Here is a 24174-nt window from a genome sequence, read left to right as displayed (position 1 = left end):
CTATATAAAAAAACAGCATCTATTTTACGGATGCTGTTTTTTTTATGCTTAAAATTTAGAGTTTAATCTTTTTAGCATGAATATTACAAAAGCTTTCAACCGAGTAGCCTAACTTTTTAATGTTAACTAAATGTAACCTAATAGTTGTATCTAGAAACACTGAGGTAACGTTTATATAACACTTTTGTTACGGTTGTTTAATCTTGAATTAACACCATTTTAAGAATGTGGTGGTTTCTTTGCCGAAAGAAATAAACTAAAAAAAACATCAAAATTTAAATCTCATGAAAAAAATAATTTTACCTATTTTAATGGTATCAACTCTCGTTTTTACTGGTTGTCTTAAAGATGATGATACACCAATTATAATAGAAGAAGTTACAATTATCCAAAACGGTGACGGTTCTACTAGCACAACTGAAACTGTTGCTGTTACTGGTGCGATTACTGAAGACACAACTTGGACAAACGATAAAATTTACGAATTAAACCAAAAAGTTGTTGTAGATAACGGAGCAACATTAACTATCGAAGCTGGAACTATTATTAAAGGTAAGCCAGGAACTGGTTCTTTAGCGTCTGCTTTAATTATTGCAAGAGGTGCTAAAATAAATGCTGAAGGAACTTCTACAAGCCCAATTATTTTTACTTCTACAAGTGATAATATTGACCTTGGTGAAACTGCTGGTACAAACTTAGACGAAACTAATAGAGGTCTTTGGGGTGGATTAATTATGTTAGGTAACGCTCCTGGTTCTTTTAAAGGAGATTTAGTTGAAGTACAAATTGAAGGAATTCCTGCAGATGATACTTTTGGATTATACGGTGGAACAGATGCTGCTGATAACTCTGGTGTTCTTAAATATGTTTCTATCCGTCACGGTGGTGCATTAATCGGAGAAGGAAACGAAATTAACGGTTTAACACTTGGTGGTGTTGGTAACGGAACTGTAATTGAAAACATTGAAGTTATGGCTAACGTTGATGATGGTATCGAATTTTTCGGTGGAACGGTTAACGCTAAAAATTTATTAGTATGGGCTCAAGGTGATGATGGTTTAGATATTGACCAAGCTTACTCTGGAACTATTGATAATGCTGTTGTAGCATTAGGAGCTGCATCTGATCATGCTTTAGAAATTGATGGACCAGAAGGAACATCTACAGGTTCTTTTACAATCCAAAACTTAACTTTAGTTGGTGATTTAGATACTAACAACGGTGAGTATGCTGATTTTAGAAGTAAAGCAATGGGTACTGTAAAAAATGTATATGCTAAAGGTTTCAAAACTAGCGCTGATGTTGAATTAGATAATAACGCTGTAGCTCAAAACTTTTTAGATGGTTTAATTACTCTAGAAGCATGGGAAATAGTAGGATTTGACAACTCTGTTTTTGTTGAAAAAGGTGGTTGTATCGATTTTTGTGACGATGATATCGATGGTAACGAAGTTTACGAAGCTAACATTATCTTAACACCTTCTTTTACTGATAGAGCAGCAACTTGGACAACTCAAGTTACTGAAGGTGCTCAAACAGTAGGAGCAACTGCTTCAGAATTTAGCTGGACTTACGCTGTAATCGAAGGAGGTTTAGCACTATAAGCTTAATTCAATTCTATTTTAAAAACATAATTTACTACTGCTTGCTTTTATGGCGAGCAGTAGTTTATAAATTATATATATGAAAAATATTTTTATAGTTCTTTCGCTTTTTTTAACTTCTTTTTTAAGTTTGAATGCTCAGGGAACTGTTGCTGGAAACGTGCTAGATGGTGAGTATAACAACGAACCAATGGCCTTTGCCAACATTTTAGTAAAAGGTACTACAACTGGTACAACATCAGACTTTGATGGTAAATACCAATTATCGTTAGATGCTGGAACTTACACGCTAATCTTTTCTTTTGTTGGATACGAATCCAAAGAAATTAGTGATATAGTTATTAAAAATGGACAAGTATTTGATTTAGATGTTATTTTAAAATCCAATTCTTTAGACGAAATTGTAATTACAACAAGTGCAAAAAGAAATACTGAAAATGCTGTACTAAATATTCAGAAAAAATCGGTAACCCTTTTAGATGGTTTATCTGCACAAAGCATTAAATCTAGTGGAGCAAGTAACATTGCAAGTGCTGTAAAAAGTGTTCCTGGTGTTTCTGTGGAAGGCGGTAAATATGTTTACGTGCGTGGTCTTGGAGATCGTTACACTAAAACAACTTTAAATGGTGTTGATATTCCGGGTTTAGATCCTGATAGAAACACAATACAGATGGACGTTTTTCCAACAAGTATTATTGACAATATTATTGTTATAAAATCTGCAGCAGCAGAATTTCCTGCCGATTTTACAGGTGGTGTTGTAGATATCATTACTAAAGATTTTCCGACAAAATTTGAAGCATCTTTATCTCTTGGTGCCGGGTTTAACCCAAGTATGCATGGTAAAAGTAATTTCTTATTAGGAAACTCGAGTAGTACTGATTTTTTTGGATACGATGATAATTCTAGAAGCAGACCAATTCACAGATACCAAAATATTCCTGGAACGTTTGATAATAGAGGCTTATTAACAACACTTACAGGCCGTTTCGATAACCAATTAAGAGCTCAAGAAGAAACAAGCAAACCTAACTTCGATTTCGGTTTTACCATTGGTGATCAATTTGAAGTTGGTGAATATAATAAGTTTGGATACTTAGCATCGTTTTCATACAAAAACAGTACAACATTTTACGAGAACAGACGTGATGGCGCATACTCTATCGATGCTAATGATACATCGAATAATGAGTTAGTTGCCGATAGAATTTCTAATGGTCGTGAGGGTATTAACAACGTACTTGTAAACGGACTTGTTGGACTTACCTTCAAAACACAAAACTCTAAATACCGCTTTAATGTTCTTCATATTCAAAATGGAGAATCTGCTGGTGGTTTCTTTAATCAAACTGTAGCGCAAGGTGGTTCTGGTTCTGGTTCTGGATATGAGCCATTAACAAAAGATGCTATTACATACACAGAGCGTTCTGTAACCAACGTATTATTAAATGGTACACACTCTTTTGGTGCTGAAAACGATTGGAACTTCGAATGGAAATTATCTCCAACAATATCTAAGGTTCACGATTTAGACCATAGAGTAACACCGCTACAACAATCGCAATCTGGAGAGTACTTTATTAGTGCTTCTGCTGCAACTTTTCCAATTAGAATCTGGCGTTTTTTACAAGAAGAAAACTGGGCTGGAAAAGTAGATTTAAGTAAAAAGTACGAATTATTCGGAAAGCCTGCCAAAGTAAAATTTGGTGGTGGACATACTTATAAATTTAGAGATTTTAGTGTAGACGATTGGACGTTTGATAATAACGGTACATCTGTGCTAAACGGAAATCCTGATAATATTTTAGCAACAGAAAATCTTTGGAGTAGAGATAATACAAACGGAACATATTTAATTTCTGGTGATATCTTTAACCCTAATGATGCTTACGAAGGTGAACAACATATTTCTTCAACCTATATTTCTAATGAGTTCAATATTTCTGAGAAATTAAAAACAATTTTAGGTTTAAGAGCTGAAGCTTTTTCATCTTACTACACAGGGCAAGATGGAACTGATCTTTATGATAGGTTTAAAGTTATTGATGTTTACGATTTATTTCCTTCGGCTAACTTAATTTATGCCGCTACCGAGAAATCTAACATTCGTACTTCTTATTATAAAACTACAGCAAGACCTTCATTTAAAGAAGCATCTTTGTCTCAAATTTTCGATCCTATTACAGACCGCTTATTTATTGGTAATATCGATTTAAAACCAACTTACGTAAACAACTTCGATTTAAGATTTGAAAACTTTGGTGATGGTGGACAAATGTTTGCCGTAAGTGCTTTCTTTAAAGATTTCACAGATCCTTTAGAAAAATCTTTCTTCGCCTCTGCTCCAACACAATTAACTATTGGCAACTTAGGTAGCGCAAAGGTTTATGGTGCTGAAGTTGAATTTAGAAAAAGTTTAGGATTTATTGCCGAAGACTTAGAAAACTTAAAATTTGCGTTAAATGCATCGGTTACCGAATCGGAATTATCCATGTCTGAGCAAGAATACAACTCTAGAGTAGCAAATGCTCGTGATGGTCAAACTATAGATCGCAAACGTAAGTTACAAGGGCAAGCACCTTTTTTAATTAACTCTAGTTTAAATTATTCTAATACAGATTTAGGCTTACAGACAGGTTTATTCTTCAATGTCCAAGGTAAAACCTTAGAAGTTGTTGGTTTAGGTGGTGTTCCTGATGTTTACACTAAACCTTTTCAAAGTTTAAACTTTACTTTTAATAAAACTTTTGGAGAAAACAAAAAATCTTCAATAGATATTAAAGTATCTAACATTTTAGGAAGTGATAGAGAGAGTTCTTACCAATCGTACAAAGCACAAGACCAAATATTCTCTTTAAGAGAGCCTGGCACAGAGTTTTCTATTGGTTACGCATACAAGTTTTAAAAAACTTCTGTTATACAAGCAAAACGCCTAAAACAATAAGTTTTAGGCGTTTTTTTATACACTAATAGTTAGTATGCTATTTATAGCGAAGCAACGTTATTTTCATAACTTACTACTTTTTTCTCTCCGTCGATAAAGTGAATCCATTTACCAACTTTTTTACCTTCTTTGTAATACGCTACAGTCGTTTTTTCTCCTGCCTCATCAAAGCTAATCCATTTACCGTCTAACTTTCCATCGGCAGTAAAAGTACCTGTTTGGCTTACTTCACCATTATTATGGTAATAAACAGCATCGATTTGGTTTGTTTCTTTATTTAAAGTTAACGATTTTTCTTTCTGAGCAAAAGTCATTGATGTAAACAATGCTATTGCGATAATTAATATATTTTTCATGTTGTATGGGGTTATTGTTAATACTTCCTCTACAAATATATAAAATATTTTACATTCACACAACATTTACATAACATTAATTTAACATTGAGTACATAAAACACTTATATACAGTAGTTTAAAAAATACAAACAACATAACATTATTAATAATTCCTTAATATTAGCGTTACATTAAAATTAACTTAATAAAAGATATTTGCCATGTCTTCGGACAATTTATTAGCAATTCATTTAATTTATTAGTTTTTGTCGACTACATTATAATGATTTCTAATTAGGCCGTCTTTAGTAAAGACGGCCTTTTATGTAAAAATTAATAATAAGGAAACATTAAGTTAACATTAGTGTTGGTTATTTGCTGCGACAAAAACTAGTACTGAATAATGAAATTTAAACTTACCCTGCTAAGTTTAATCCTTTTTGCCGCAAACTACACTCAGGCTCAAGAGATTAAATCGGGGAAATTTGGCAACGGCCTTTTCAACATCGTTGGTAAAGATAGCTCGTGGACCATGAAGGTTGGCTTACGTGTACAATTCTTAGCAGCTTCAACATGGGAAGCCGACAGCAAAAATGAAGCTAATTTCTTAATAAGAAGATCACGGCTAAAATTCAATGGTTATGCTTACAGCCCAAAACTAAAGTATAAAATTGAACTAGGACTTGCTAACAGGGATTTATCTGGAGCTTCAGAATATACAAGCAACGCACCTCGATATATCTTAGATGCGGTTTTAATGTGGAATTTTCACGAAAATTTAGAGCTTTGGGTCGGACAGACTAAACTTCCAGGAAACAGAGAACGCGTTATTTCTTCAGCAAATATGCAACAAGTAAACCGATCGTTATTAAACAGTCGATTTAATATTGATCGCGATTTTGGGTTTCAATTAAGACATCATTTTAACCTTAATGAAAACTTTGTAGTGAGAGAAATATTCTCGATGGCTCAAGGTGAAGGCAGAAACGTAACCACAGGTAACTTAGGTGGGCACCAATATACTGGTCGTTTAGAGTTGTTACCTCTCGGAAACTTTGCCGGTGATGGCGATTACAAAGGCTCTGACTTAAAAAGAGAGGCAACTCCAAAACTAGCGCTAGGTGCAAGTTACGATTACAACAACAATGCTGTAAAAACAAGAAGCAACCAAGGCGCTTACATGGAAACCGATACTGGCTTTTTTGAAACAAACATTACAACATTGTTTATGGATGCCATGTTTAAATATAAAGGATTCTCTTTTATGGCCGAATATGCCGACAGAACTGCTGATAATCCATTTGCTACAAACTCAGATGGTACTTTAACAGGTGATATTGTACAAGTAGGCGATGCCTTAAACTTTCAAACCGGATATTTACTAAAGAGTAACTGGGAAGTTTCTGGACGTTACACCAACGTAACCTTAGACAAAAACATTACCAATGTAAACGCCGAAAACCAATACACACTTGGGCTTTCTAAATATATTGTAGGACATAAATTAAAAATTCAAACCGATTTGAGTTATTTAGATGTCACAAACGAGAATAACAAAATAATGTATCGCTTACAATGCGATATACACTTTTAAAAAAATAACATTTACATAACACACCAAAATTATATTGTCATGATATTTGCAACCTTATTTCAACCAGACACTATGGATAATATTTATTTGTACATGATTATCGCCTTAGCCATTCTTGCAATTGCAGATTTGGTAGTTGGCGTTAGTAATGATGCAGTAAACTTTTTAAATTCAGCTATTGGCTCAAAGGCCATTTCTTTTAAAACAATCATGATCGTTGCCAGTGTTGGTGTTGCGGTTGGGGCTGTTTTCTCTAGCGGAATGATGGAAGTTGCTCGTAAAGGAATTTTTAACCCGAGCGAATTTATGTTTAACGAAATTATGATCATCTTTATGGCGGTTATGATTACGGATATTTTGCTTCTAGATTTCTTTAACTCCGTTGGTATGCCAACATCCACAACAGTGTCTATTGTATTCGAATTGCTAGGTGCCGCGGTTGCGATTGCCTTAATAAAAATTGGAAACGACGGCGGAGATTTTGGTGACGTTATTAATTACATAAACACGTCTAAAGCCTCTCAAATTATATTTGGAATCCTGCTCTCGGTAGTCGTCGCATTCTCGGTTGGTGCTTTTGTACAGTGGGTGTCGCGTTTATTATTATCATATAACTTTGAGAATAAAGCACCATGGGTTGGAGCTTTATTTGGTGGATTTGCTTTAACTTCTATTACTTATTTCATTTTCATGAAAGGGTTAAAAGGCACATCATACGCTAAAGAATCTTTCGATATTTTAGGAGGTGGCACGATGTCTCACTTTTTAGAAACTAAAGTATTTACTATTGTAGTAGTAAGTTTTATTATATGGTCTTTATTATCACTTGCACTAATTGTATTTGCTAAAACAAACATTTACAAACTTATTATTCTAGTAGGTACCTTTGCATTAGCATTGGCTTTTGCGGGTAACGATTTAGTAAACTTTATTGGTGTACCAGTTGCAGCTTACAATGCGTTTTTAGCCTGGTCGGCATCTGGAGTTCCTGCTTACGAGTTTCCTATGACGGTTTTAGCCGAAAAAGTACCAACCAATAACTGGTTACTTTTTGGAGCTGGAATGATTATGATTTTAACCTTATGGTTTTCTTCAAAAGCAAAAGGTGTTGTAAAAACATCATTAGATTTAGCTAGCCAAAGTGAAACAAAAGAACGGTTTGAACCTAATTTTTTATCTCGTGGATTTGTAAGATTTGCTATTTTAATCTCCGAATTCACAGCATACATTGTACCAGGCAGTTTACAAACTAAAATTGATAAACAATTTGAGGTTCCTGTAATTCCTGTTTCAAAAAACAAAACTATAGAACTACCTGCTTTCGATTTAGTTAGAGCTGCTGTAAACTTAATGATTGCAGCTGTTTTAATTTCAATAGCAACATCTTATAAATTACCACTTTCTACAACTTACGTTACTTTTATGGTAGCTATGGGTTCTTCACTTGCCGATAGAGCTTGGGGTGCAGAAAGTGCTGTTTATCGCGTAGCAGGAGTAATAAACGTTATTGGAGGATGGTTCTTTACAGCTTTCAGTGCATTTTCTGCGGCAGCTTTAGTGGCTTATTTATTAAACTTGAACATTACAGTAATGTTCCCAATTTTATTAGTAACTGCCTTTGCTTTGCTTATTAGAAGCTCTATTGTGCACAACAAAAAAACTAAAGAAGTAAAAGCTGAAGATAGCTTGATAAAAGCCGAAAGCAGCTCCGTACAAGGTGTTATTCACGAAAGTGCTGGCAATATAGCTAACGTAGTTAAACGCGGGAATAAGATATACTCAAACGCTATTAACGGCTTAGCTAAACAAGATTTACTATCTCTAAAAAAGAATCAAAAACAAGTTTCTAAATTATCTGTAGAAGTTGAAGATTTACGTAACAACATTTTCTACTTTATTAAAAACTTAGATGAATCTAGTATTGGTGCTAGCAACTTCTATATTAACATTTTAGGCTACCTACAAGATATGGCACAGTCTTTAGAGTACATTTCTAAAGTAAGTTATAAGCATATTAACAACAACCACAAAAAACTTAAATTCAACCAAATTAAAGAGTTGAAAGAAGTTGATGCATCTGTAGAGGCTTTATTTCATGATATGAAGTTAGCTTTCGAATCTCGTTCTTTTGAAGAAATAGGAAAGATTTTAAGCAGAAAAGAAGACGTATTCAATGTACTTACTGAAAAAATACATAAACAAGTTGAGCGAACACGTACTGAAGAATCTAGTCCAAAAAACACAACACTCTATTTTGGTGTATTACTAGAAACTAAAGATTTACTTAAAGCAACCATGAGCTTATTAGAAGAGTACCACAATGCCCATGATGCTTCGGTAAAACCAGCAACAATTTCTAATCCGGAAGAAGAAGAATAATTTTCGAACTTAAATTATATATAAAAAGCACCTATATTCTATAGGTGCTTTTTTATTTTTGTAACTAATTGAAAAAATTAAAAAGACATGATATCTACAAATGAATATTTTGATGGTACCGTAAAATCTATAGGCTACACATCGGCAACAGGTAAATCTACCATTGGCGCTATGGAAGCAGGAACTTACGAGTTCAGCACCTCAGAGCATGAAACCATGACGGTAATAGAAGGTGAAATGACGGTAAAATTACCAAACACAACAGAATGGGTAACTTACAAAGCTGGTGAAGCATACACTATTGATGCTAACCAAAAATTTCAGGTAAAAGTAAGTGAGCAAACATCGTATCTATGTCAATACGCTTAATACCTTAAACGCAAAATTAAGGCATAAAAAAAAGCTTATATCTACTTGATATAAGCTTTTTTTATAAGTATTATTATCTTGAAATTACACAGAAGCTTTCATAAGTTCTCTGTTCATTCTGGCAATATTCTCTAATGAAATTCCTTTAGGACATTCAACCTCGCAAGCACCAGTATTAGTACAGTTACCAAAACCTTCTAAATCCATTTGCGCAACCATGTTTTTAACACGATCTGCAGCTTCTACTTGCCCTTGTGGTAATAATGCATATTGAGATACTTTTGCTCCAACAAATAGCATTGCGCTAGAGTTTTTACAAGTCGCTACACACGCACCACAACCAATACAAGTAGCAGCATCCATAGCCTCATCTGCCGCATGTTTAGAAATTGGTAAAGAATTCGCATCTTGTGTATTTCCCGATGTATTTACAGAAATATAACCACCTGCTTGCTGGATACGCTCGAAAGCCATTCTATCAACCACTAAATCTTTTATTACAGGAAATGCTGCAGCTCTAAATGGTTCGATAGTAATAGTATCGCCATCGTTAAACATACGCATATGTAACTGGCATGTTGTAATACCTCTATCCGGTCCGTGAGCTTCTCCATTAATGTACATAGAGCACATACCGCAGATTCCTTCACGACAGTCATGATCAAAGGCTATTGGTTCTTCACCAGAATTTACCAATTGCTCATTCAAAACATCCATCATTTCTAAAAAAGACATGTGTTCTGAAATATCAGTCACTTTATAATCTACCATTTGACCCTTAGAAGAAGCGTCTTTTTGTCTCCAAATTTTAAGTGTTAAATTCATAATGTCTTTTTTATTATTTGTATGAACGTTGTTTTAGTTCAATATCTTTAAATTCTAATTCTTCTTTATGTAAAACGGCATCGCCAGGCTCTCCTTTATATTCCCATGCAGAAACAAAAGCAAAGTCTTCATCATTACGTTTAGCCTCACCTTTTTGAGGGCCATCTAATTCAGCCGATTCTTCTCTAAAATGACCACCACAAGATTCTTCTCTAACTAAAGCATCTTTAGCGAATAACTCACCTAACTCTAAGAAATCTGCAACACGTCCAGCTTTTTCTAGCTCAGGATTCATTTCATTTGATCCTCCTGGGACAGAAACTTCTTTCCAAAACTCTTCACGAATGGCTTTAATTTCAACCATTGCTTCTTTTAGTCCTTCAGCATTTCTAGACATACCACATTTATCCCACATCACTTTTCCAAGTTTCTTGTGGAAATAATCTACAGATTTTGTTCCTTTATTATTTACAAAGAAATCTATTTTATCTTTTACTTCTTTTTCAGCTTCTTCAAACTCTTTAGTATCGGTAGAAATTTTACCAGTTCTAATATCATCAGCTAAATAATCACCAATAGTATAAGGCAATACAAAATAACCATCGGCTAAACCTTGCATTAAAGCAGAAGCTCCAAGTCTGTTTGCTCCGTGATCAGAGAAATTAGCTTCACCAATACAATATAATCCAGGAACCGTAGTCATTAAGTTATAATCTACCCAAACACCTCCCATTGTGTAATGTACCGCAGGATAAATCATCATAGGAGTTTCGTAAGGGTTTTGATCTATGATTTTCTCATACATCTGGAATAAGTTCCCGTATTTAGCCTTTACAATCTCTTGCCCTAATGCTTTAATTTTTTCCTTTGAAGGATTTGATATGTTATGAATTTTAGCTTGCTCAGAACCATAACGTTCAAATGCAGCAGCAAAATCTAAATAAACAGCTTCTCCAGTTGCGTTAACACCGTAACCAGCATCACAACGCTCTTTTGCAGCTCTAGAAGCTACATCACGAGGTACTAAGTTACCAAAAGCTGGGTAACGACGCTCTAAGTAATAATCTCTTTCATCTTCAGACAAATCAGTTGGTTTTTTACGACCTTCACGAATTGCCATAACATCTTCCATGTTTTTAGGTACCCAAATACGACCATCATTACGCAAAGACTCAGACATCAAAGTTAACTTAGACTGATAGTCTCCCGAACGAGGAATACATGTTGGGTGAATTTGAGTGTAACAAGGGTTTGCGAAGTAAGCTCCTTTTTTATGTATTTTCCATGATGCAGTAACATTACTACCCATAGCATTTGTAGATAAAAAATAAACGTTTCCGTAACCACCAGTTGCAACAACAACAGCATGAGCAGAATGGCGTTCTATTTCTCCCGTAATTAAGTTTCTAGCAATAATACCTCTTGCTTTCCCATCTACTTTTACAACATCAAGCATTTCGTGACGATTGAACATTTCAATCTTACCACGAGCTATTTGACGGTTCATTGCAGAATAAGCTCCCAATAATAATTGTTGCCCTGTTTGTCCTTTAGCGTAAAATGTTCTAGATACTAAAACACCACCAAACGAACGGTTATCTAATAACCCACCATAATCACGAGCGAAAGGTACACCTTGAGCTACGCATTGATCAATAATATTAGATGACACCTCGGCTAAACGATAAACGTTTGCTTCACGTGAACGATAATCGCCACCTTTTACGGTATCATAAAACAATCTATATGTTGAATCACCATCACCTTGGTAATTTTTTGCAGCATTAATACCACCTTGTGCAGCAATAGAGTGCGCACGACGTGGTGAATCTTGATAAGCAAATGCTTTTACGTTATAACCTAACTCGGCCAAGGTTGCAGCGGCAGAACCTCCTGCTAAACCCGTACCTACAACAATAACATCGATATGACGTTTGTTTGCTGGATTAACTAGGTTAATTTTATTTTTATAATCTGTCCACTTATCTTTAATTGGACCTTCTGGTACTCTTGAATCTAAAGCCATACTATTTTAAGATTAATGGTTAAAAAAATGAAAAACGGCTACTATTATAAACCCTAAAGGAATTATAATAGAATAAGCCTTCCCTACGTTTTGAAGTGTTTTTTTACGTCCTGCAGTTACTCCCATTGATTGGAATGCAGAGGTAAACCCATGTGCTAAATGCAGTCCTAAAAGAACAAAAGCAACAACATAAGCAAGAACACGCGCAGGATTTTGGAATTTTTCAACCAATTCGTGGTAATATCTAAAACCACCATCATGCATACCAGACATATCGCCTACTACATATTTAGTATTTAATTCTGGAATCCAGAAGTCAATAAAATGCAACACGATAAATGCCAAAATAGCAAGACCGCTGTAAATCATGTTTCTGCTCATCCAAGTAGAGTTAGCAGCACCATTATTTTTGGCATACTTTACGCCATTTGCTTTTTTGTTTTTTAATTCTAATACAAAACCCATTACAAAGTGAAAAACAACACCAAAAATTAAAACAGGTTGCAATGCAAATTGAACTAACGGATTAGTACCCATAAAATGGGACATATCGTTAAAAAGGGTTTCACCAAATAAAGAAGTGATGTTTACTGCTAAATGTATTATTAAGAAAAACATGAGGAAGAATGCAGAAAGTGCCATAGCAACTTTTCTTCCAACTGAAGATTTTAAAAATCCGCTCATTATTTTAAAATTAGTTTATAGTCTTACAAAGGTAGTGAGCAAGCCTATTTTTAACAAGTTTTAAATAGTATTTTATTTTGCATTTAGAATGATTATAATTAAAAAACTCATCTTACATTTTCTTTAAATCAGAAAATGTAAGATGAGTTAGATATATTGATAAACTCTTATAAAATATTTCTTATTTCACAATAAGTTTTTTGGTAATTGTAGCTAAATCAGAATTAATGTTCACAAAATAAAGCCCTTTAGACATCCCTAATAAACTTATAGTTTGAACTCCTGACGTATTTGAAGCATCGTGCTTAGAAATTAAACGCCCATTTACATCGTAAATAATTACAGACTCCAAATTAATTGATGATGCTTTTTTAACAAAAAATGCATCATTAGCAGGATTTGGATATAAATCCACACCACTTTCTAATTGATCTTCTTCAATGCTCAATTCACATGAATACTCAGTCATTAATGGAAAATCACAAATAGCATTTGTTGTACTATTAGTAATAATAATACTTGCTGCTTCTCTATTTGTATCATTTAACTCTCTAATATCTTGAGCCAAACCAAAATTAAAATCCATTGGATCATCATTATCAATAACATGATCCAACAAATGCGCATGGCCTAATTCGTGCAGCGCAACACTCTCAAAATCATATTGAAAAAATGTTGGTCCCGGTCCATAATTCCAATCTGTATTTACATCGAATATAATATCAACCTCTGCCACAACCCAATCGTTATTATTACAGCTGTTATAATACGTACTTGTTTCCCCTAAATAACCTTCAGATAAATTAGTACTAAAAGCAACAACATTTTCTCCATCAATACCCGCAGAATCGGAAATTGTTTGATCATCACTTACGCTCCAATTAATTCCTGTTTCACAACTCCAAGTATCAAGCGCTCTTGTAAAAGATGCTAGATTAGCTCCATTTCCTGTGTAAAACATCGAGTTAAGAGTCCAAGTAAGACCACCTTGCCCGTTTGATGCATAATGCTGAGCAAGATATGCCTGACCCGCATTAATATTATTTAATAGTGCAAAAGGTATTGTTAACTCCTCTTCCGAAGAATACAAATCAAAAACCGCATCATTAGCAACAACAGTTACAACTCCTGTTCCTGCCATAGACGGTACCTCAACAGTAATCTGTGTATCAGTCCAAGTTAAAACCTCAGAGCTTAAAGCATAAGTAACAGATGCTCCAGCATCAGTAGAGTTGGCGAATCCAACAAAACCCTTTACCGGACCAAATCCAGTTCCACTTATAGTTAAAACACTTTTAGTACCTGCAGAAATTACACTAGGTGAAAACGTAATATTTTCTGGTGCTAAAAGTTTTTCATTTTTTGCAGCCTTATTTCCACGCTTTGCTAAATCAAACTCTAAAACTTCAGAAAAATTAGTTTTAGTTTTAGATTCAATTTCAGCATAAACAGCTTCTATACTTTCTACTTTATGAAAAGGGTTTGAAGCAATATTTCTATTTAAATCGTATTTGTAAAATCCTTGAATGCCCGCATATGGTCTAAAAGCATCGGGGCTAACGTTTGTATCGTTAGCTAAAGTAAAAACTCCAACATCATTTGTGTTTAAACCTAAACTAGGCGACACTTTTTGCGCCATAGTACCAACAGTACCACCTTTGGTTACAACCTGTACGGTTTCTAAAAGTTGTCCTTTAAACACCTTGTATACCTCTACAGTATTTACAGTGTAAATATTGGTGTGATCTGTATTCCAAAAAGATTCTTGTGAAATAACTTTTCCTTCAACAACTAAACTTGAAGATTCAACTTGCTGTTCTAGAGGGATTTCCCTTAGCATCCCTTGAGCATTTAGGCTAGCAAAACCTAAAAAGCCAATTAGCGCTGAAAGAAGCATTTTTTTTGAGTAGTTTTTAATCATAATAGCAATTTTTTATAATTGTATGAGGATGAATTAATTAGAACCCGCAATTTAATACATTTCATTTTTATTACCATACTTTTTTTTTAAAAACTTATCTTTAAATAAAACCTTTATTTTTGCAATACAATTCACTTTTAAAAGACTCGAGTTATGAAATACAGTCCAATTGACAACAATCTCTTTATAAAAAACAGAAAAAACTTCACTAACAAAATGAAAAATAACAGCTTAGCTGTTTTTAACTCTAACGACATTTACCCAATAAGCGCAGATAGCACAATGCCTTTTGAGCAGCATAGAGACATTTTTTACCTTAGTGGTGTTGACCAAGAAGAAAGTATTTTGGTTTTATTTCCCGATTGTCCCAAAGAAAAACACCGAGAAATTCTTTTTTTAAAAGAAACCAATGAGCATATTGCCATTTGGGAAGGCGAAAAACTCACTAAAGAAAAAGCGTTTGAAACCAGCGGAATAAAAACGGTTTATTGGCTCCAAGACATGGAGAAAATCATGTTCGAGATTATGACGCAATGCGAAACGGTTTACATTAACACCAACGAGCATTATCGCGCTAATGTAGAAACCGAAACCCGCGAAGACCGCTTTACAAAATGGTTAAAAGAAAAATACCCAGCACATCGTGTAGCAAAAAGCAACCCTATTTTACAACGCTTACGATCTGTAAAAGATCCTATTGAATTAGATTTAATTCAACAAGCTTGTGATATTACTGAAAAAGGATTTCGTAGAATTTTAAATTTCGTTAAACCTGGAGTTTGGGAATACGAAATTGAAGCAGAGTTTATGCATGAATTTTTAAGAAATAGATCGAAAAAATTTGCCTATACGCCTATTGTAGCCTCCGGAAACAATGCTAATGTGCTTCATTATGTAGAAAACAACCAACAATGTAAGGCAGGCGATTTAATTCTATTAGACGTTGGAGCCGAATATGCTAACTACTCTAGCGACATGACAAGAACTATTCCTGTTTCTGGCCGTTTTACAGATAGACAAAAAGCAGTTTACAATGCCGTATTAAACGTGAAAAATGAAGCAACAAATATGCTTGTACCCGGAACCGACTGGGCTGCTTACCATGCTGAAGTTGGTAAAATAATGACTAATGAATTATTAAACTTAGGCTTACTTGATAAAGCTGATGTACAAAATGAAGATCCAGAATGGCCAGCTTACAAAAAATATTTCATGCATGGCACTAGCCATCATATGGGTCTGGACACTCACGATTACGGTATTTTAACCGAACCTATGCAAGAAAACATGGTGTTTACTGTAGAACCTGCTATTTACATACCAAAAGAAGGCTTTGGTATTAGACTAGAAGACGATGTTGTTATCCAAAAAACTGGAGCACCGTTTAACTTAATGAGAAATATCCCCTTAGAGGCTGACGATATTGAAAGCCTTATGAATTCTTAAAAACTTTATAACAAAAAAAAGCTGCCAGAAAAAGGCAGCTTTTTTTTGTATCAATAGAAACTGTTTTCTTTTAAATTAATTTAACCACCTATTTAAAGTTTCGAATAATTGCTCTTTAATCACGGGCTTAGAAAGAAAATCTACACAACCTTTTTTGAAACATTTTTCTCTTTCATCTGGCATAGCATAAGCGGTTTGCATAACAATTTTTGTTTCGGGGTTTATTTCCAATATTTTTTCCATGGCATCAATACCATTCATTTCCGGCATCCTAATATCAAGTAAAACAATATCAATATTTGGGTTATTTTTAAACTTAGCTACGGCAGATTTACCATTATTTGCAAAAAGAATATCGGCACCTGTCTTTTTTAATACAATTTTGAACAGCAACTGTATTAAAGCATCATCTTCGGCTATTAAAATAGTTTTACCCTCCAAAAAAGCTTCTGTAGTTGGTGCTGTGTTATTTTTAGCTTCTTTTCTAAGCTTCGTTAACTTTAATGGTATTGTAAACTCAAAACGAGTTCCTTTTCCAAGTTCTGAAAACAACTTTATGTTTCCTCCCAAAAGCGAAACAATACCTCTACAAATAGAAAGTCCTAAACCGGTACCTCCATATTTTACGCTATTATCGTAATTCACCTGTTTAAAACGTTCAAAAACTTCAGCGTGCTTACTTTCGTGAATACCTATACCTTCATCTTTTACAAAGAATTTCAAATTTTCACCTTCAACATTAAACCCAAAAGAAATTTCTCCTTCTTCTGAAAATTTTAGGGCATTATTTAGTAAATTCGAAATAACTTGTTGCAATCGGTGCTCGTCGGTACTTATCACCAATCTTTTCAACTCATCTGGCATATAAGATTTAATAATAATATTATCCTTCTCTTTTACCGCCTTTAATTGATTGTAGGTAATTTCAAGATTACTTATAAGCTTAGCGACATGGCAATCTTTATAAATAATTTTAATTTCGTTAGATTCTATTTTAGCAATATCTATAATATCATCTATCAAATTTAATAATTGTTTTGAACTTCCATCAATAATCTCTAGGTACTTTAAGCGCTGCTTTCTTGTTATATCATCGTTTCTTAATAATTCAGCAAAACCAATAACACCATTCATGGGTGTTCTAATTTCATGACTCATATTAGCCAAGAAATAATTTTTATGAATACTTGCTATTTCGGCTTCCTTTTTCGCTCTAATAAGCTCAGCCTCGTATATTTTGTGCTGAGTAATATCTTGCACGGCACCTTTAAGCGCAACAATTTTATTATCTTCATCTCTTACAGCTTCGCCCATAACGCTAAGCCAGCCTCTACTTCCTCCGCTTTTTATCATTTCTAGCTCCAAATCATAAGGAACACCATTAGTCTGGCATGCCTCAATAGCCTTTGTAATAATTTCCCAACTAGATTTAGTAAATAACTTACCACTAGATTTAAGATCGGGTGGAGGTAAATTTGGATTAAACCCATATATCTTATACAGCTCTTTGGTCCACCTTACCTGACCTGTTGCTACATCTAAATACCAACTCCCAACATGCGTAATTTCTTGCGCACGATGTAACTCTTCCTCACTCTTTACTAACTCTGCCTTTTTATTTTTCAACTCGGTAATATCGGCAAAAGTTGCCGCAAACTCACCTTTGGCAGGGCTAAACAAATGCACTTGATAATGCTCTCCTTCTTTAGTTGAGTATTCTTTAATATATTGTTCTTTGTCTGAAATTGCAGTTTCTCCAAAAGTGGCAATCCAATCTCCTGGATCATCCTTAATGTAAGGTATAATATCCATTAACCTATTCCCTACAAAATCTTTTCTTTCTAAGCCTATTACTTTTTCAAACGCCGGATTTGCATCTATATATATCCAATCTATAGGTTTGCCGGCTTCATCGGTAATAATTTTTCCGTGTAAAAACCCTTCATTTAAATTATCAAAAAGACTCTTATATCTAAGTTCAGAGGTTCTTAAATCTTTTTCGGTTTCTTTAAGTTTATTGATATTATTTAAAGTAATTACAATCCCGTTTATTTTTTTATCCGAAGTAATAAATGGGCTTGCTCTAAATAAATAATAGTTTTGATTTCTATCACTTAATTGTTTTTCTATCGTGATAAATTTCTCTAAAACTAATTTTGAATCTTGTATAATTTCCGCTCTAACATCTTCCAAAAAGTTAGATGTAAAACTAGAAAGCGGCCTACCATTGTCTGATTCATGTAAATTAAAAATCTCTTTGAGCGCAGGAGTAAATTTCCTTATACGCAGTTCGGTATCTAAAAACAGAGTTGCAATTTCAGTATTATCCAGTAGGTTTGTTACATCATTACTTAAATTTGTAAGTTCTTTATTTTTTTCCTGCATTTCAGAATTTACGGTGTACAATTCCTCGTTTACAGACTGCAACTCCTCATTCGTACTTTGTAGTTCTTCATTAGATGCCATGAGCTCTTCATTAGAAGATTGTAATTCTTCATTACTCGTTTCTAGCTGTTCAACAGCATTTTGTAATTCGGTTTTTACAACTTTAAGCTCGTTTTCTAAATCTTCTAAACGCTGATTAGACGCCTCGTCAATATCTATATTTTTAACAACTAAAGGCGCTTCGTACTCTAGAACTTTATCATTAGTAAATTCTATTAAATAACACCCATTTAAATCATCATCAACATCGGGTTTATGAAATTTTAAATCGAAAGAGAAGCTTTGTGTTTTCGTTTTATTAATAACACCCTTGATAACAACATCTTTATTTTCACTTTCAAGTCTTCTAATTCCACTTCTAATAAGGCCTGCAATATCTGCATTTACTATTTTTAGTAAGTTATTTTGAAAAACACCTTCGTTATGAGATAAACGCTTGCCTGCGTCGCCCTTAATAAAAAGGATGTTGAAATTTTTATCTATAAAAATAGATGCTGGACTAAACTTTTTACTTAAAAATTTATGAAATATAAGCTCAGGGTTTTCTTTTGCTCGAAAGCCAGAAGCTTGTTTTATGACAACAGGACTCTTATATGCAATTGTAGACACGCGTTCTAAACTAGAACTTTGAGGTGGATAATTTTTAGTTTGTGAAATATTTTGAAATATTTTCCACTTTACATCAATAGTTTTGAAATAGTTTGAAACCGAACCTAAAGACTCACTATTGCCCAAAAACAAATAAGAATATTTATTTAAAGCAAACTGAAAGTTATGCATCACCTTCTTTTGAATTTTACTATCAAAATAAATAAGTAAGTTTCTGCAAGAAATTAAATCCATTCTAATAAATGGAGGATCCTTAATTAAGTTATGGTTAGAGAATACTATTTTCTCTCTTACCCGTTTTATAATTTGTATTTTATCTCCAATTTTTAAAAAATACTTATCTAAATATTTCTTTTCTATCTCATTCGCAATATTAATATTATACATACCAAGCCCGGCTACAGCTAAGGCTCTTGGATCGATATCTGTTCCAAATATTTTAAAATCAATGTTGAGCTTATGGGTTTTAATATAGTCATCGATTAAAATAGCAATAGAATATACTTCTTCTCCCGTTGAACATCCTGCAACCCATACCCTAACCGCTTCATCTACATTTTTAGATTTACAAATCTCCGGAATCACTTTAGTTTTAAATAAACCAAAAGCCTCCGTGTCTCTAAAAAATCGAGTAACACCTATTAAAAAATCTTCTTTAAGCGCTTGCTTCTCTTCTACATTACTGGACAAAAACGTGCAGTAATCGAACAAATGTTCAATATTATTAATATTCATTCGTTTTTCTACTCTACGAATGAGTGTGTTTTTTTTATATTCCCTAAAGTCGATTCCAGAAAACTTAAAAATAATGGTTAAAATATTAGTTATTAAAGCCTCGTCTGATTTGCTGTTACTTAATTTTTCTTCTAACAATGGTGTATTCATTAAGTTTTTAGCGATTATTTCAGCCATTTTCTCTGGACTCGAAATATAGTCCGCTAAATTCGTTAGTATTGCAGAGTTTGGCATGCCATCAAATTGTGCAGACAAAGGATCTTGCACTAATATAGTGCCGCCTTGTTCTTTTATAGTATGTATACCTCTAGACCCATCTGCACCTGTACCCGATAAAATAACACCCATTGATTTTTGCTTATACTCCTCGCCTAAGGTGTGAAAAAATATATCTATAGGTAAATTTAAGTTGTTTTTTGGACCCTTATCAAGGAGATACAATTTATCTCGCTTAATGTGTAAGTTTTTATTTCTTTGATTTAAATAAATACAATTAGGTTTTATAACCTGTTTATCTTCAGCTGTATATATAGGCATAGACGTATGCTTACTGAGTAACTCGGGCATTAAACTTTTAAAATCAGGAGAGAGATGCTGGACAATAATAAATACCATTCCTGTATTGCTGGGTAAATGGTCAAAGAGCGTCTGTATAGCATCTAAACCACCTGCAGAAGCCCCTATACCAATAACATACAAGTCGGAATTATTACTTTTCATCTAAAGAAATTAGACACCTAAAATATAAAAAAAACACATTAATAATTGGTTTTTTTAACAAAAAAAAAAGAAAATTCTTTCAGCAAGAGCGATACGTCGGCATTAACACTGAAGCAGCTTTAGTTAATTTATCTATAAAAATTCATTTCATCTAAATACTCCCAAACATTTTCTGGCAACATAGGCTTTACGTTTTTACCTGTTTTAATCGCATTTCGAATAAATGTTGAAGACAATTCCATAACAGGCGCATTAACAACATGGATTTTGGAGTGACCGTTAAATTGAGTATCTACTTTACTTTCTGAGATACGTGGATACACATAAATATCATGGTTTTCTAGAATAACATCATAATTTTTCCATTTATGAAAACTCTTCAAGTTATCTTCTCCCATAATTAAAGAAAACTCATGGTTTGGGTACTTTTCTTGTAGATGTACTAGGGTATTTATAGTGTAATTTGGTTGCGGCAAGTTAAACTCTATATCGCTCGGTTTAAGCTTATCATAATCTTTAGTTGCGCGATATACTAACTCGAGTCGCTGGTAATTATCAAGCAAACTACTTTTCTTTTTAAATGGATTATGTGGAGTTACTACAAACCAAACCTGATCTAAATCGCTATGTTCTGCTATATGGTTTGCAATAACCAAATGCCCAATATGTATTGGGTTAAAAGACCCAAAGTACAATCCAATTTTCATTAATAACTTATTTTAAGAATTTACAAAATTACCTACTAATGTTTTGGCTTCTTTTAAGGCATGCTCTAAAGTATCATTAACAACAATAACATCAAAAAGTGGGGCTGTTGCTAACTCGGCCGATGCTTTGGCTACACGCATATTAATTTTATCGGCACTCTCTGTTTTTCGTTTTTTAAGTCTAATTTTAAGCTCATCGATACTTGGTGGCTTTACAAATATAGCCAGAGTTTCTTCTGGAAACTTTCGTTTAATACGCAATCCTCCCGACACATCAATATCAAAAATTACATTTTTACCTTTTGCCCAAATACGTTCTACTTCTGTTTTTAATGTGCCATAAAAGTTATCGCGATAAACCTCTTCCCACTCTAAAAACTCATCATTTTTAATTTTAGATTTAAATTCGCTGGCCGAAAGAAAATAATAGTCGGTGCCATCGATTTCTGTACCTCTACTTTCTCTAGAAGTAGCAGAAATAGAGAATTCTAAATTCAATTCATCTAGTCCCAATAAATGCCTAACTATGGTAGTTTTGCCTGAGCCAGATGGTGCCGAAAACACTATTAGTTTACCTTGTTTTTTATTTGTTGCTGCCATAATACTATGTTACTTAGACCGATAATTGTCCCTATTTAAGTTTTCGGGTTTTTAAAGAACATTCAATAACTGTTCCTTAATTTTCTCTAATTCGTCTTTCATTTGCACTACTAATTGTTGCATTGGTGCATAATTACTTTTTGAACCAATAGTATTTATTTCACGTCCCATTTCTTGACTAATAAACCCTAACTTTTTACCATTAGATTCTTCAGTATTTATCGATTCTATAAAATAATTTAAATGGTTTTTTAAACGTACTTTTTCTTCAGTGATATCAAACTTTTCAATATAATACACCAATTCTTGCTCAAAACGGTTTTCATCATACTTCTCTTTAAGCTCAGCAACACCTTTATGTAATCGCTCGCGAACACCATCAACTCGTTCTGGATCCATTGCTATAACCTCTTCCAAAATGTTACTAATAGTACTTACACGATTAATAAAATCTTGTTCAAGTACTTTCCCTTCATTTAATCGGTAGCTATTTAAATCGGCCACAGCCGTATTAATTTCAGAAGAAATTGTTTCCCATTCGTTTTCGTCAATTTCTTCACGAACCGTGTTTAGCGCATCGGGAAACTTAACAGCCATTTTTAATAACTCCAACTCATCGCCCTGAACAACTTGTTTTAATTGCTCCATATATTGCTTAACAACAGGGGTGTTTATTTGTGTAGATGTATCTTCTGCGGTTGCTTCTACATAAATAGAAAAATCTACTTTCCCACGCACCAATTTATCGGCTAGAAGTTTTCGAATAGAAAGCTCTTTTTCTCTATAAATAGAAGGCATTCTTGCATTTAAATCTAAACTTTTACTGTTTAAAGATTTTAGCTCGATTGTTATTTTTTTTGTAGGTAATTGTAATACAGATTTTCCGTAACCCGTCATTGAATAAATCATACACCAAATTATATAAGTTGCGCAAAGGTAATTAAAACCAAATGGATAGAAAACCGTTTATCAAATGTTAAAATAGATTCTTTACTAAAAACTTAGATGCCTATTGAATATATTATTGATATTTTTGTTTTTCTCTAAAATTTAAAACCAACTAAATGAAACAATACACGCATTCCATTTTAGTAATTTTTATAATTACTGCCGTTTTTGGATGTAAAAATAAAAACACCGAAGCTATTGAAGTTTCTGAGAAAACCGAAGCTATAATTGCTAAAAAAGCAATAGCCGATAGCCTAACAAACAATCCTCCAAAAGGCATGGTTTGGATCCCCGGAGGTGAATTTTTACAAGGTGCGGTTCCTCAAGACAACGTAGCTATGGATCATGAAAAACCTCAACACCCAGTAAAGGTAGATGGTTTTTTTATGGATATTACCGAAGTTACCAATGTCGAATTCGCTAAATTTATTGAAGCCACAGGCTATGTAACTATGGCTGAGCGCGAAATTGATTGGAACGAAATGAAAAAACAACTTCCTGAAGGCACTCCAAAACCACACGATTCTGTTTTACAACCAGGGTCTTTAATGTTTAAAAAAACAAAATCTTCAGTTCCTAATTTATACGATTTTTCTCAATGGTGGAGATGGTCTATTGGAACAGATTGGAAACACCCAAGCGGACCTGACAGCAATATAGAAGGTAAAGATAATCACCCAGTAGTGCATGTGTGCTATGAAGACGCTGAAGCTTATTGCGCTTGGGCAGGCAGACGTTTACCTACAGAAGCCGAATGGGAATTTGCTGCGAGAGCAAACCAAGAAAACACAACCTATTTTTGGGGGGATGATCGCTCGGTTTTATCAAACCAAGCCAACAGCTGGGAAGGCGAATTCCCTGTAAACAATACTTTAGAAGATGGTTTTGAACGCACAGCTCCAGTAAAAACATATCCTGCAAATAACTTTGGACTTTACGATATGGCTGGTAATGTTTGGGAAATGACTACCGATTGGTACAACCTAAATTATTATAATGAAGTTGCAGCTACAAACACAACACTAGTAAATCCAAAAGGCGCCGATAAAGCATACAACCCTAACAACCCTTATATCAAGGAGAAAATTATTAAAGGCGGCTCTTTTTTATGTAGTGACTCTTACTGCGCAAGCTATAGAATATCATCGCGTATGGGCACCAGTTTAGACTCATCTGCCGAGCATGTTGGTTTTAGAACCGTTGCCACACCAGATATGGTAACAAAAAAATAAACCACCTTTTCTACATAAAAAAACTCGCTTAACACTTTAAAAGGTTAA

16 protein-coding genes are annotated in these 24174 nt (G+C 33.9%); 7 read left to right on the top strand and 9 right to left on the bottom strand.

Annotated elements, in window-relative coordinates; all coding sequences use genetic code 11:
- Nucleotides 1-284: 284 nt before the first annotated feature.
- Together ACJJV4_RS12505 and ACJJV4_RS12500 are read left to right on the top strand one after the other, a co-directional pair.
- Complete coding sequence (locus ACJJV4_RS12505) at nt 285-1604, top strand: hypothetical protein (RefSeq protein ID WP_405294908.1); 1320 nt, start codon at nt 285-287, stop codon at nt 1602-1604.
- A gap of 79 nt (nt 1605-1683) precedes the next feature.
- Nucleotides 1684-4509, top strand: a complete 2826-nt coding sequence (locus ACJJV4_RS12500) for a TonB-dependent receptor domain-containing protein (RefSeq protein ID WP_405294906.1) — start codon at nt 1684-1686, stop codon at nt 4507-4509.
- A gap of 80 nt (nt 4510-4589) precedes the next feature.
- On the opposite strand, the gene ACJJV4_RS12495 is transcribed toward ACJJV4_RS12500, so the two are convergent.
- Nucleotides 4590-4904: a nicotinic acid mononucleotide adenyltransferase gene (locus ACJJV4_RS12495; protein WP_405294904.1), complete on the bottom strand. Its 315-nt coding sequence runs from the start codon at nt 4902-4904 to the stop codon at nt 4590-4592.
- Between the two features lie 385 nt (nt 4905-5289).
- On the opposite strand from ACJJV4_RS12495, the gene ACJJV4_RS12490 reads away from it, so the two are divergent.
- The 3 genes from ACJJV4_RS12490 (at nt 5290) to ACJJV4_RS12480 (ending at nt 9228) form a co-directional block, all read left to right on the top strand.
- Entirely contained in the window at nt 5290-6480 is a 1191-nt protein-coding gene (locus ACJJV4_RS12490) for a porin (RefSeq protein ID WP_405294902.1), read from the top strand.
- Between the two features lie 72 nt (nt 6481-6552).
- Entirely contained in the window at nt 6553-8859 is a 2307-nt protein-coding gene (locus ACJJV4_RS12485; protein WP_405295413.1) for an anion permease, read from the top strand.
- A gap of 87 nt (nt 8860-8946) precedes the next feature.
- Complete coding sequence (locus ACJJV4_RS12480; protein WP_405294900.1) at nt 8947-9228, top strand: pyrimidine/purine nucleoside phosphorylase; 282 nt, start codon at nt 8947-8949, stop codon at nt 9226-9228.
- An 84-nt stretch (nt 9229-9312) separates the two neighbouring features.
- Here the strand turns inward: ACJJV4_RS12480 and ACJJV4_RS12475 are convergent, their stop codons facing one another.
- The 4 genes from ACJJV4_RS12475 to ACJJV4_RS12460 all read right to left on the bottom strand — a co-directional run bounded on the left by ACJJV4_RS12475 (nt 9313) and on the right by ACJJV4_RS12460 (nt 14684).
- Nucleotides 9313-10053 (bottom strand): succinate dehydrogenase/fumarate reductase iron-sulfur subunit, encoded by a 741-nt coding sequence (locus tag ACJJV4_RS12475; protein WP_405294898.1) that lies wholly within the window; start codon nt 10051-10053, stop codon nt 9313-9315.
- Nucleotides 10054-10066: 13 nt separating this feature from the next.
- Nucleotides 10067-12079, bottom strand: a complete 2013-nt coding sequence (locus ACJJV4_RS12470; RefSeq protein ID WP_405294896.1) for a fumarate reductase/succinate dehydrogenase flavoprotein subunit — start codon at nt 12077-12079, stop codon at nt 10067-10069.
- A 12-nt stretch (nt 12080-12091) separates the two neighbouring features.
- On the bottom strand, nt 12092-12763 hold the full coding sequence (locus ACJJV4_RS12465; RefSeq protein ID WP_405294894.1) for a succinate dehydrogenase cytochrome b subunit: 672 nt from the start codon (nt 12761-12763) through the stop codon (nt 12092-12094).
- A gap of 181 nt (nt 12764-12944) precedes the next feature.
- The gene (locus ACJJV4_RS12460; RefSeq protein WP_405294892.1) at nt 12945-14684 is read right to left on the bottom strand and encodes a T9SS type A sorting domain-containing protein; all 1740 of its coding nucleotides are present in this window, start codon (nt 14682-14684) and stop codon (nt 12945-12947) included.
- Between the two features lie 153 nt (nt 14685-14837).
- On the opposite strand from ACJJV4_RS12460, the gene ACJJV4_RS12455 reads away from it, so the two are divergent.
- Nucleotides 14838-16130, top strand: a complete 1293-nt coding sequence (locus ACJJV4_RS12455) for an aminopeptidase P N-terminal domain-containing protein (protein ID WP_405294890.1) — start codon at nt 14838-14840, stop codon at nt 16128-16130.
- A gap of 75 nt (nt 16131-16205) precedes the next feature.
- Here ACJJV4_RS12455 and ACJJV4_RS12450 read toward each other — a convergent pair whose 3' ends face one another.
- The 4 genes from ACJJV4_RS12450 to ACJJV4_RS12435 form a co-directional block, all read right to left on the bottom strand.
- Nucleotides 16206-20639: a chemotaxis protein CheB gene (locus tag ACJJV4_RS12450; RefSeq protein ID WP_405294888.1), complete on the bottom strand. Its 4434-nt coding sequence runs from the start codon at nt 20637-20639 to the stop codon at nt 16206-16208.
- 128 nt (nt 20640-20767) lie between these two features.
- On the bottom strand, nt 20768-21346 hold the full coding sequence (nadD, locus tag ACJJV4_RS12445) for a nicotinate (nicotinamide) nucleotide adenylyltransferase (protein ID WP_405294886.1): 579 nt from the start codon (nt 21344-21346) through the stop codon (nt 20768-20770).
- Between the two features lie 12 nt (nt 21347-21358).
- Nucleotides 21359-21946: a guanylate kinase gene (gene gmk / locus ACJJV4_RS12440; RefSeq protein ID WP_405294884.1), complete on the bottom strand. Its 588-nt coding sequence runs from the start codon at nt 21944-21946 to the stop codon at nt 21359-21361.
- 51 nt (nt 21947-21997) lie between these two features.
- A complete protein-coding gene (locus ACJJV4_RS12435) occupies nt 21998-22855 on the bottom strand; it encodes a YicC/YloC family endoribonuclease (RefSeq protein ID WP_405294882.1) in 858 nt (285 codons plus the stop codon).
- Nucleotides 22856-23010: 155 nt separating this feature from the next.
- Here ACJJV4_RS12435 and ACJJV4_RS12430 point away from each other — a divergent pair, with 155 nt between their 5' ends.
- Nucleotides 23011-24126, top strand: a complete 1116-nt coding sequence (locus tag ACJJV4_RS12430; protein WP_405294880.1) for a formylglycine-generating enzyme family protein — start codon at nt 23011-23013, stop codon at nt 24124-24126.
- Nucleotides 24127-24174 lie beyond the last annotated feature (48 nt).

It is taken from the genome of Algibacter sp. Ld11, from assembly GCF_045066735.1.
GTDB lineage: Bacteria > Bacteroidota > Bacteroidia > Flavobacteriales > Flavobacteriaceae > Algibacter.
This window is presented reverse-complemented; position numbering and strand designations above follow the sequence as displayed.